This is a genomic window from Streptomyces sp. NPDC013157 (assembly GCF_042899865.1).
In the GTDB taxonomy this organism is placed as follows: domain Bacteria; phylum Actinomycetota; class Actinomycetes; order Streptomycetales; family Streptomycetaceae; genus Streptomyces.
On record NZ_JBIBAK010000006.1, the window covers coordinates 315769 to 327139 of the forward strand.

The window sequence follows — 11371 nt, forward strand, 5'->3', positions numbered from 1 at the left end:
ACCCCGTGAACCCCGCGCAGATAGACGCCTACCTCAGCCGGCTCGGCGCCGCCCGCCCGGCCCGGCCCACCGCGGACGCCCTGCGCGAACTGCATCTGAGGCACCTGCGGACCGTGCCCTTCGAGAACCTGTCGATCCACCTCGGCGAGGAGATCGCACTGACCGGGGAGCGGCTGCTGGAGAAGGTGGTGGGCGCGGGCCGGGGCGGGTTCTGCTACGAACTCAACGGCGCCTTCTCGGTGTTGCTGACCGCGCTCGGGTTCGGGGTGACCCCGCTGGCGGGGCGGGTGTACGGGGCGGAGGGGCGGCTCGGGATCCCGTACGACCATCTCGCGCTGCGGGTGCGGACGGCGGACGGTTGCGAGTGGCTCGCGGACGTGGGTTTCGGGACGCACAGCCACTACCCGCTGGCGTTTGCGGAGCGGGGCGACCAGGCCGATCCCGGCGGGACGTTCCGGATCGCGGAGGCCGGGCCGGACGCGGCGGGGGCGGGGGGCGAGGGCGGCGTTGTGGGCGGGGACCTTGACGTGCTGCGTGACGGGCAGCCGCAGTACCGGCTGGAGGTGCGGCCGCGGGTGCTCGGGGACTTCACGGCCGGGGCGTGGTGGCACAGCACGTCGCCGTCGTCGCACTTCACGCAGTCGCTGGTCTGTTCCCGGGCCACCGACGACGGCGGGCGGATCACGCTCAGCGGGCGCACGCTGACGGAGACGGCTGCCGACGGGACGCGTGAGGTACGGGAGTTGGAGCACGACGAGGAGGTGCTCGGGGTCTACCGGGAGCGGTTCGGGATCGGGCTGGACTGTGTGCCGACTGTGCGAAATCCGGGGAAAGTCAACCGGAATGGCTAATTCGGGTCTCGCGGGAGAACGTGTTTCTACTGCCGCGTAGCGTGCTACTCGTGCGTAGTTCCGGCGCATGTGCTGGATTCCCGTGATGTGGGCCCGTGTTGCCCCGAAAGCCGCATCAGTGATCGAATGTTTCTTCGGCAGGGGATGACGGCGAGGCGTACAGGGGTGGCGAGGATGTTCGGCCGCTTGATGGGAAACCGAACGAACCGGGTGCAGCGGACGAGCCCCCTCGCGGCGGTGCAGACCCCGCCCGACGCCGGGGTGCTGAGCTGCCGGGTGCTCGACCCGGTCAACGAACCGGTGACGAACGCCGAGTTCGCGGTCAGTGACACCATGGGACGCACGGTGGTCAGCGGGGGCGCGGATCCCTACGGTTCGTTCGTGACGGCCGTGCCGGCCGGGGAGTACCGGCTGGCGGTGTCCGCGGAGGGGTTCACGCCGTACCGGGCCACCGCGCAGGTCGGCGAGAACTGCCTCGCCTCGCTCGGCGACGTGACCCTCCAGGTCGCCCAGCCGCCGAAACTGCCGACGCCGGGGGACTGGGAGATCGAGCCGACGCATTCCTCGATCGGCTTCACCGCCCGGCACATCGGACTGGCCCGGATCCACGGGCGGTTCAACTCGTTCGCGGGCGCGGTGCGGATCGCCGAGCAGATGGAGCGCTCCGCCATGCACGTCGTGATCGACGCCGCGACCATCGACACGGGCGTCCGGATGCGCGACGACCATCTGCGCTCCGCGGACTTCCTGGACGTGCAGCGTTTTCCGACACTGGAGTTCTACAGCGACCGTTTCGTGCACAGGGGCGGCACCAGGTGGGGCGTCACCGGGGCGCTGTCCCTGCACGGCGTGACCCGCACGGTCACCCTCGACACCGAGTACCTAGGGCTCGGCAACGGCATGGAGGGCGAGGTACGGGCCGCCTGCCGGGCCAGCACCGAACTCCACCGCGACGACTTCACCGTGAGCTGGCAGACGATGCTGGCCCGCGGGATCGCGGTGGTCGGGCCGAGCATCCGCATCGACCTGGACGTGCAGATCGTCCCGAAGGGCTGAGCCCGCCGCCGCGGTCCGCTCCCGTTCCCCGCGGCTCGTTGCGGTGGCCTTCGGTGCCCGAGAATGGGGCCGTGAGCGATGTGAGACATGTGCTGGTGCTGCCCGACCGGGACGCGGCGGAGGAAGCCTCCGAGGCCCTCGGGCGGCGGTTCGGGGTCGACGAGGAGCCGCGGCTGGTGCGGGACGCGCTGGCCGGGGAGGACGACGCCGAGGACGCGCAGTGGCTGGTCCTGCTGCGGGACGAGCAGGGGCGGCTGGACCCGGCGGAGCTGGACGAGTTCGCGGGCGAGTGGGACGGCTGGCGGGAGGAGCCGTAGGAGCGCGGGGCGGCCCGGGGCGGGGCGGGCGTGGCCGGCCCCGTTGTCAGTGGGCCGTGGGATGCTTGGCGCGATGGCCAAGAAGACTGCTGATGACGATCCGCTCGCCCCGGTGACCCTGGCCGTGGGGCAGGAGGACCTGCTGCTCGACCGTGCCGTGCAGCAGGTGGTGGCCGCTGCCCGGGCCGCCGACGCCGACACGGACGTACGGGACCTGAACCCCGACCAGTTGCAGCCCGGCACGCTCGCCGAGCTGACCAGCCCGTCGCTCTTCGCGGAGCGCAAGGTCGTGGTCGTACGCAACGCGCAGGACCTGTCCGCCGACACGGTCAAGGACGTGAAGGCGTACCTCGGGTCGCCCGCCGAGGAGATCACGCTCGTGCTGCTGCACGCGGGCGGGGTCAAGGGCAAGGCACTGCTCGACGCGGCGCGCAAGGCGGGCGCCCGGGAGGTCGCCTGCCCGAAGATGACCAAGCCGGCGGACCGGCTCGCGTTCGTACGGAGCGAGTTCCGGGCGCTCGGGCGGTCCGCCACGCCCGAGGCCTGCCAGGCGCTCGTCGACGCCATCGGCAGTGATCTGCGGGAGCTGGCGTCGGCCGTCACCCAGCTCGCCGCGGACGTCGAGGGCACCGTCGACGAGGCCGTCGTCGGGCGGTACTACACCGGGCGGGCCGAGGCGTCGAGCTTCACGGTGGCCGACCGGGCCGTGGAGGGGCGCACCGCGGAGGCGCTGGAGGCGCTGCGCTGGTCGCTGGCGACCGGGGTCGCCCCGGTGATGATCACGAGCGCGCTCGCGCAGGGCGTCCGGGCGATCGGGAAACTCGCGGGGGCGCGGGGCGGGCAGCGGCCCGCCGATCTCGCGCGGGAGCTCGGAATGCCGCCGTGGAAGATCGACCGGGTGCGGCAGCAGATGCGGGGATGGACGCCGGACGGGGTCGCGGTGGCCCTGCGGGCCGTCGCCGAGGCGGACGCGGGCGTGAAGGGCGGCGGGGACGATCCCGAGTACGCCCTGGAGAAGGCCGTGGTGACGATCGCGCGGGCGGCGCGGTCACGCGGCCGGGGGTAGCAAGCCGCAGGGGGCGCGGAAGGCGCCCGGGCATGCCGAAGGCCCCGGCGTCCGCCCTGGGGAAGGGCGAGGCGCCGGGGCCTTCGGTTCGAGCTGTCGATCGACGCCCGCGTGGCGAACGCAGGCCGCGCGTCGATCCTCGGGTGCCGGTCGGGGGCGGATGAGAGAGGGCCCGCCCGGGTCCTTCCGGCGTCAAATCAAGGGTCAGCCCTTGAGGGAAGCAACCTTGGAAGCAAGCGCCGACTTCTTGTTGGCGGCCTGGTTCTTGTGGATGACGCCCTTCGAGACGGCCTTGTCGAGCGCACGCGCGGCAGCGCGCTGCAGCTCGGTGGCCTTCTCGACGTCACCCGCGGCAGCGGCCTCACGGGCCTTGCGGACCGCGGTCTTCAGGGAGGACTTGACGGCCTTGTTGCGCAGCCGAGCCTTCTCGTTGGTCTTGATCCGCTTGATCTGGGACTTGATGTTCGCCACGAATGAGCCTTTTCAGGTTCTGGTACGGGGCCGCGAAGGTCCCGTACCGATGATTTCTTGAAGATGTGCCTCGCGCTGAGAGGGCATGAGACACAGCTGCCCACGTTACCAGCGAGGCGGACAATGGCCCAAACCGGTCCCCGGTCCCCCGTCATGGGACCATGGAGACTACGTATCGATCCGACCCGAGGCATAAGGCGCCTCAAGAGACAGGACCCTGCGTGCCCGCGACCCCTAACAATGTGCCCGAGCCGAGCCGTACCGCCCCGGCTCTGATCCGCAATTTCTGCATCATCGCGCACATCGACCACGGCAAGTCCACTCTCGCCGACCGGATGCTCCAGCTGACCGGTGTGGTCGAGCAGCGGCAGATGCGTGCTCAGTACCTCGACCGGATGGACATCGAGCGCGAGCGCGGCATCACGATCAAGTCCCAGGCGGTGCGTCTGCCCTGGGCCCCGACCGAGGGCCCGGACCAGGGCAGTACGCACATCCTCAACATGATCGACACTCCGGGGCACGTCGACTTCACCTACGAGGTCTCGCGGTCGCTGGCGGCCTGCGAGGGGACCATCCTCCTCGTCGACGCCGCCCAGGGCATCGAGGCACAGACCCTCGCCAACCTCTACCTGGCGATGGAGAACGACCTCACGATCATCCCCGTGCTCAACAAGATCGACCTGCCGGCCGCGCAGCCGGAGAAGTTCGCCGAGGAACTGGCGAACCTGGTCGGCTGCGAGCCGGACGACGTGCTGCGGGTCTCCGCCAAGACCGGTGTCGGCGTCGACGCGCTGCTGAACAAGGTCGTCAAGGAGATCCCGGCACCCGTCGGCGTCGCCGACGCGCCCGCCCGCGCCATGATCTTCGACTCGGTCTACGACTCCTACCGCGGTGTCGTGACGTACGTCCGTGTCATCGACGGCCAGCTCAACAAGCGTGAGCGGATCAAGATGATGTCGACGGGCGCCACCCACGAACTGCTGGAGATCGGCACCAACTCGCCGGAGATGCTGTCCGCCGACGGACTCGGCGTCGGCGAGGTGGGTTATCTGATCACGGGTGTGAAGGACGTCCGGCAGTCCAAGGTCGGTGACACCGTCACCAGCCAGACCAAGGGCGCCACCGAGGCCCTCGGCGGCTACAAGGACCCGAAGCCGATGGTCTTCTCCGGTCTGTATCCGCTGGACGGATCCGACTACCCCGAGCTGCGCGAGGCCCTCGACAAGCTCCAGCTCAACGACGCCGCGCTCGTCTACGAGCCGGAGACCTCCGCCGCCCTCGGCTTCGGTTTCCGTGTCGGCTTCCTCGGCCTGCTGCACCTGGACGTGATCCGGGAGCGGCTGGAGCGCGAGTTCGGGCTCGACCTGATCGCCACCGCGCCGAACGTGGTCTACCGGGTGGTCATGGAGGACCGGACGGAGTTCACGGTCACCAACCCGAGCGAATTCCCCGAGGGGAAGATCAACGAGGTGTACGAGCCCGTCGTACGGGCCACGATCCTCGCGCCGACCGAGTTCATCGGCTCGATCATGGAGCTGTGCCAGACCCGGCGCGGCACCCTGCTCGGGATGGACTACCTGTCCGAGGACCGGGTCGAGATCCGGTACACGCTGCCCCTCGCGGAGATCGTCTTCGACTTCTTCGACCAGCTGAAGTCGAAGACCCGCGGTTACGCCTCGCTGGACTACGAGCCCACCGGCGAGCAGACCTCCAGCCTGGTCAAGGTCGACATCCTGCTGCACGGCGACAAGGTCGACGCGTTCTCGGCGATCACCCACAAGGACGCGGCGTACGCGTACGGCGTGCGGCTGGTGGCCAAGCTGCGCGAGCTCATTCCGCGGCAGGCCTTCGAGGTGCCCATCCAGGCGGCCATCGGCTCCCGGGTCATCGCCCGCGAGACCATCCGCGCCATCCGCAAGGACGTCCTCGCCAAGTGCTACGGCGGTGACATCTCCCGGAAGCGCAAGCTGCTGGAGAAGCAGAAGGAAGGCAAGAAGCGGATGAAGATGGTGGGTTCCGTGGAGGTTCCGCAGGAGGCCTTCATCGCGGTGCTCTCCAGCGATGACAGCGCGGGATCGGCCAAGAGCAAGAAGTAACCGCGGGTAATAGTCGGTCGCGGTCGCAAATCGGGTACAACGGGGGTTCGCCGTACGAAAGTGCGGCGGACCCCTACGCGTGCGTAGCGTCGCTCTGCGTGGAACATGCGGCGAAACAGACAGGCCGAAGCCCCTTACGCACAGGCCGGTCGCGGCTTAGTCTGATCCCTGCTCGATAGTTACTCGCGAGTTAAACAACCAGCGCGAACCCCACCGTGAGTAAACCCCAGCCGCACTGAGCCAGCCGCACCGTCGCGGGCCCCGGAGGATGTCGTGACCGACACACAGACACTGATCGAGAACCGACCGCCGTCCGTGGCGGCCCTCTTCCTGGATCGCGTGGCGGCCACACCGGACGCCGAGGCCTACCGCTACCCGGTGCCCGCAGCCTCCGGTCAGGGCCCGGACGACTGGAAGTCGCTCAGCTGGGCGCAGGCGGCCGAGCGGGTCCACGCGATCGCGGCCGGTCTCATCGAACTCGGCATCGAGCCCGAGCAGCGGGTCGCCCTCGCCGCCTCCACGCGTGTCGAGTGGATCCTCACCGACCTCGGCATCCTGTGCGCCGGCGCGGCCACCACGACCGTCTACCCGCAGACCAACGCCGAGGAGTCGGCGTTCATCCTCTCCGACTCCGAGAGCCGGGTGCTGATCGCGGAGGACGCGGCCCAGGTCGCCAAGGCCGTCGAGAAGCGTGCCGAACTGCCCGAGCTCACCCAGGTCGTCGTCATCGACCCGGCCGGCGTCGAGACCGGCGACTGGGTCATCACCCTCGCCGAACTGGAACAGCGCGGCGCCAGGTACCTGGAGAAGCACCCCGAGCTCATCAAGGAGCGGGTCGGCGCGATCACCAAGGACCAGCTCGCCACCCTCATCTACACCTCCGGCACCACCGGCCGCCCCAAGGGCGTACGGCTGCCCCAGGACAACTGGTCGTACATGGCGAAGGCGATCGCCGCGACCGGGCTGATCAGTGCCGAGGACGTGCAGTACCTGTGGCTGCCCCTCGCGCACGTCTTCGGCAAGGTGCTCACCTCCGGGCAGATCGAGGTGGGGCACGTCACCGCCGTCGACGGCCGCGTCGACAAGATCATCGAGAATCTGCCGGTCGTCCAGCCGACGTACATGGCCGCCGTGCCGCGCATCTTCGAGAAGGTCTACAACGGCGTCGCCGCGAAGGCCCGCGCCGGCGGCGCCGCCAAGTACAAGATCTTCCAGTGGGCGGCCGACGTCGCCCGCGAGTACGCCAAGGTCACGCAGGACAACTTCCGGCGCACCGGAGCCGCGACCGCGCCCTTCGGGCTCGCCGCGAAGCACAAGGTCGCCGACGGCCTCGTCTACTCCAAGCTGCGGGAGGCCTTCGGCGGGCGGCTGCGCGCCTGCGTCTCCGGGTCGGCGGCGCTGGCTCCCGAGATCGGCTACTTCTTCGCCGGCGCCGGCGTGCACATCCTGGAGGGCTACGGCCTCACCGAGTCCTCCGCCGCGTCCTTCGTGAACCCCGGCGAGGCCTACCGCACCGGTACGGTCGGCAAGCCGCTGCCCGGCTGTGAGGTGCGGATCGCCGACGACGGCGAGATCCTGCTCCGCGGCCCCGGCATCATGCAGGGCTACCACGGGCTGCCCGAGAAGACGGCTGAGGTGCTGGAGGCCGACGGCTGGTTCCACACCGGTGACATCGGCGAGCTGTCTCCCGACGGCTATCTGCGGATCACCGACCGCAAGAAGGACCTCATCAAAACGTCCGGCGGCAAGTACATCGCGCCCGCCGAGGTCGAGGGACAGTTCAAGGCGGTCTGCCCCTACGTCTCCAACATCCTCGTGCACGGTGCCGACCGGAACTTCTGCACCGCCCTGATCGCCCTCGACGAGGCCGCGATCCTCGAATGGGCCAAGGAGAACGGCCTGGACGGCAAGTCCTACGCCGAGGTCGTAGCCGCGCCGGTGACCGTCGAGATGGTCGACGGGTACGTCAAGCAGCTCAATGAGGGGCTGCAGCGGTGGCAGACCATCAAGAAGTTCCGGCTGCTGCCCCGGGACCTCGATGTGGAGCACGGGGAGATCACGCCGAGCCTGAAGCTGAAGAGGCCGGTCGTGGAGCGGGAGTACAAGCACCTCATCGACGAGATGTACGCCGGGACACGGGAGGCCTAGGGGTTCGTCGTCGGGTGCGGGAGCGTGGGGGCTGGTCGCGCAGTCCCCGCGCCCCTTCAGCGGGACCGCTCAGCTCTGCTCAGCAGTTGCCGCAGCTCCCTGGCTTCTTTTCGTAGCGTCGCTACGTCGAGCGGGTCCTCGGACAGCCGGTCTTCCAGCACAGCCAACCGCTTGCCCATCTCGCCGAAGTCAGCCTGTTCCCGTGCCAGCAGCACCTGAAGCTGCTGGTTCTTCCGGTGCAGTTCCAGGAACACGTTGACCTTCGCCCGCAGCACCCACGGATCGAACGGTTTCGTCAGGTAGTCCGCCGCGCCCGTGGCGTAGCCGCGGAAGGTGTACCCCGCGTCCTCGTCCGCTCCGGTCAGGAAGATGATCGGGACGTCCTTCGTCTGGTCGAGGCGTTTGATGTTCGCGGCCGTTTCGAAACCGTCCATGCCCGGCATGCGGATGTCGAGGAGGACGACGGCGAAGCGGCGGCGGAGTAGGGCCTTCATCGCCTCCTCGCCGGAGCGGGCCCGTACGATCGGCTCGTTCAGCGACCCCAGAACGGCTTCCAGCGCGATCAGGTTGTCCTCCATGTCGTCGACCAGGAGGATTCCGGCACGGTCGTCAGCGGTCATTGCTCCGTCCGTTCGTCGTCGGCGGTCTCGCCGTCCTGCGTGCTGTCGGGGTCCAGGAGTGCGCAGACGACGGTGAGCAGCCGGTCGACGTCCACCGGTTTGGGTACGTAGTCGTTGGCGCCGCGTGCGATGGACTTCTCCCGGTCGCCCGGCATCGCCTTCGCGGTCAGGGCGACGATCGGCAGGCCGGTCCAGCGGGGGGCGCGGCGGATGGCGGCGATGGTCTCGTGGCCGTCCATCTCCGGCATCATGATGTCCATCAGGACGAGTTCGACGTCAGGGTTGCGTTCGAGGGTCTCGATGCCCTCCCGGCCGTTCTCCGCGTACAGCACCGGCATGCCGACGCGGCCGAGGACGTGGGTGAGGGCGAAGACGTTGCGGATGTCGTCGTCGATGATCAGGACGCGGCGGCCGGGGAGCACGCGGCCCGCGTGGCCCGTCTGCCACGCCTCCAGCCGGGTCGGGGCCGGCCAGGAGTCGTCGGGGTCGGGGGCGGCGGCCGGTGTCGGGCCGAGCGCCGGCGCGGTGTGGTGGTGCGGGGTCGGCCCGGGTGCCGTGTGGCCGGGGCTGACGACCGGGACGTACAACGTGAACGTCGAGCCCTTGCCCGGTTCGCTCGCGGCGACGATCCGGCCGCCCAGCAGGCCGGCGATCTCCCGGCTGATGGAGAGGCCGAGGCCGGTGCCGCCGTACTTGCGGTTCGTGGTGCCGTCGGCCTGCTGGAACGCCTCGAAGATGACCGGGAGTTTCTCGGCGGCGATGCCGATGCCGGTGTCCGACACCTGGAAGGCGATCACCTCGTCGCTGTCGTGGACGTAGTGGCGCTCGGGGTCCTTCACCCGGTGTACCCGCAGTTCCACGCGGCCCTTGGCGGTGAACTTGATCGCGTTGGAGAGCAGGTTGCGCAGGATCTGCTGGAGGCGTTGTTCGTCGGAGTACATCTCGCGCGGTACGTCGTCGCCGACGGTCACCTCGAAGGCCAGGCCTCGGTCCAGGGTCAGCGGGCGGAAGGTCGCGTGGACGTAGTCGAGGAGTTTGATCAGGGGGAGGCGTTTGGGGCGTACGTCCATCCGGCCCGCCTCGATCTTCGAGAGGTCCAGGATGTCGTTGATCAGCTGGAGCAGGTCCGAGCCGGAGCGGTGGATCGTCGTCGCGAACTGGACCTCCTGGTCGGAGAGCCGGCCGTCCGGGTTGTCGGACAGCAGCCGGGCCAGGATCAGCAGGGAGTTCAGCGGGGTGCGCAGTTCGTGGGACATGTTCGCCAGGAACTCCGACTTGTACTGGGAAGAGGTCGCCAGAAGGGCGGCCTTCTCCTCCAGTTCCGCGTTGGAGCGCTGTAGTTCCGCCTGTTGTTTCTGAAGTTCGTCCGAACGTTCCTGGAGTTGCATCGCCAGCCGTTGTGACTCGCCGAGCAGGGACTCGGTGCGGGAGTTGGCGATGATCGTGTTGATCGCCACGCCGATGGTGTTGACGAACTGGTCGAAGAACGCGAGGTGGACGTCGGAGAAGCGGGAGAAGGAGGCCAGTTCGATGATGCCGAGGAGTTTGTCCTCGAAGAGGATCGGGATGATGACGATCGTGGTGGGCGCGGCTTCGCCGAGACCGCTGTTGATCTTGATGTAGTCCGGCGGGGTCTCCTCGACGAGGATCCGCTTCTTCTCGCGGGCCGCCTGGCGGACCAGGCCGTGCACCGGGAGGCCGCCGGTCTCGACCGTCGCGCCCTGTGCGGAGCCGTAGCCGGCGATGAACGCGAGGCCTTTGGGCGGTACGGCCGTGCGCACGGCGGCGCCGTCCTCGTCCGGGTCGGCCAGGAAGAACGCGCCGTACTGGGCGTTCACCAGTGGGGTCAGCTCGCGCAGGATGAGGTCGGCGACCTCCATCAGGTCCCGGTGGCCCTGCATGAGGGCGGCGAGGCGGGCCAGGTTGGATTCCAGCCAGTCCTTCGCGCGGGTCGTCTCGCGCAGGTTGGCGACCATCAGGTTGATGTTGTCCTTGAGTTCGGCGACCTCGCCGCGGGTCTCGACGGTGATCGAGCGGGACATGTCGCCCTGTGCCACGGCCGAGGCGACCTCGGCGATCGCGCGGACCTGGGTGGTGAGGTTGAGCGCGAGCTCGTTCACGTTGGTCGTCAGGCGCTTCCAGGTGCCGTACACGCCCTCCACCCGGGCCTGGCCGCCCAGCCGGCCGTCGGAGCCCACCTCGCGGGCCACCCGTGTCACCTCGGAGGAGAACGAGGACAGGGTGTCGACCATCGTGTTGATGGTGGTCTTCAGTTCGAGGATCTCGCCGCGCGCGTCCACGTCGATCTTCCGGGACAGGTCGCCCTGGGCGACGGCCGTCGCCACCTGGGCGATGTTGCGGACCTGGGAGGTCAGGTTGTCGGCCATGTAGTTGACGTTGTCCGTCAGGTCCCGCCAGACCCCGGAGACGCCGAGCACCTGGGCGCGGCCGCCCAGCCGGCCGTCGGTGCCGACCTCGCGGGCGACGCGGGTCACCTCGTCGGCGAAGGCCCGCAGTTGTTCCACCATCGTGTTGACGGTGTCCTTCAGTTCCAGGATTTCGCCGCGCGCGTCGACGGTGATCTTCTTGGAAAGGTCGCCGTTGGCGACGGCTGTCGTCACCTGGGCGATGTTGCGGACCTGTGAGGTCAGGTTCAGGGCCATGAAGTTCACGTTGTCGGTGAGTTCTTTCCAGACCCCTGAGACGCCTCTGACCTGCGCCTGACCGCCGAGGTTTCCTTCGGTGC

At 69.0% G+C, this 11371-nt stretch carries 9 protein-coding genes; 6 read left to right on the forward strand and 3 right to left on the reverse strand.

Features of this window, described 5'->3' with window-relative positions; translation table 11 throughout:
* The first annotated feature begins 5 nt into the window (after positions 1-5).
* The 4 genes from ACFY6U_RS20770 to holA all read left to right on the forward strand — a co-directional run bounded on the left by ACFY6U_RS20770 (position 6) and on the right by holA (position 3290).
* Positions 6-851 carry an arylamine N-acetyltransferase gene (locus ACFY6U_RS20770; protein WP_390040460.1) on the forward strand — a complete coding sequence of 282 codons (846 nt, stop codon included), beginning with the start codon at positions 6-8 and terminating at the stop codon, positions 849-851.
* 174 nt (positions 852-1025) lie between these two features.
* Entirely contained in the window at positions 1026-1907 is an 882-nt protein-coding gene (locus ACFY6U_RS20775) for a YceI family protein (RefSeq protein WP_390040151.1), read from the forward strand.
* A gap of 71 nt (positions 1908-1978) precedes the next feature.
* The gene (locus tag ACFY6U_RS20780; protein WP_351490619.1) at positions 1979-2224 is read left to right on the forward strand and encodes a hypothetical protein; all 246 of its coding nucleotides are present in this window, start codon (positions 1979-1981) and stop codon (positions 2222-2224) included.
* A 73-nt stretch (positions 2225-2297) separates the two neighbouring features.
* On the forward strand, positions 2298-3290 hold the full coding sequence (gene holA / locus ACFY6U_RS20785) for a DNA polymerase III subunit delta (RefSeq protein WP_351490617.1): 993 nt from the start codon (positions 2298-2300) through the stop codon (positions 3288-3290).
* Between the two features lie 204 nt (positions 3291-3494).
* On the opposite strand, the gene rpsT is transcribed toward holA, so the two are convergent.
* Positions 3495-3761, reverse strand: a complete 267-nt coding sequence (gene rpsT, locus ACFY6U_RS20790; RefSeq protein WP_089106790.1) for a 30S ribosomal protein S20 — start codon at positions 3759-3761, stop codon at positions 3495-3497.
* A gap of 221 nt (positions 3762-3982) precedes the next feature.
* On the opposite strand from rpsT, the gene lepA reads away from it, so the two are divergent.
* Both lepA and ACFY6U_RS20800 read left to right on the forward strand, forming a co-directional pair.
* Positions 3983-5857 (forward strand): translation elongation factor 4, encoded by a 1875-nt coding sequence (gene lepA / locus ACFY6U_RS20795; protein WP_351490615.1) that lies wholly within the window; start codon positions 3983-3985, stop codon positions 5855-5857.
* A gap of 273 nt (positions 5858-6130) precedes the next feature.
* The gene (locus tag ACFY6U_RS20800; RefSeq protein WP_390040153.1) at positions 6131-8005 is read left to right on the forward strand and encodes an AMP-dependent synthetase/ligase; all 1875 of its coding nucleotides are present in this window, start codon (positions 6131-6133) and stop codon (positions 8003-8005) included.
* 56 nt (positions 8006-8061) lie between these two features.
* Here ACFY6U_RS20800 and ACFY6U_RS20805 read toward each other — a convergent pair whose 3' ends face one another.
* Positions 8062-8625 (reverse strand): two-component system response regulator, encoded by a 564-nt coding sequence (locus ACFY6U_RS20805; RefSeq protein WP_390040155.1) that lies wholly within the window; start codon positions 8623-8625, stop codon positions 8062-8064.
* Positions 8622-11371, reverse strand: a 2750-nt coding sequence (locus tag ACFY6U_RS20810) for an ATP-binding protein (protein ID WP_390040157.1), incomplete at its 5' end; no start/stop codon positions are given. The genes ACFY6U_RS20805 and ACFY6U_RS20810, both read right to left, overlap by 4 nt.

Coding starts and splice junctions, on each gene's coding strand:
- ACFY6U_RS20805 (WP_390040155.1), bottom strand. CDS start 8,625: ATGACCGCTGACGACCGTGCCGGAATCCTCCTGGTCGACGACATGGAG.
- ACFY6U_RS20775 (WP_390040151.1), top strand. CDS start 1,026: ATGTTCGGCCGCTTGATGGGAAACCGAACGAACCGGGTGCAGCGGACG.
- holA (WP_351490617.1), top strand. CDS start 2,298: ATGGCCAAGAAGACTGCTGATGACGATCCGCTCGCCCCGGTGACCCTG.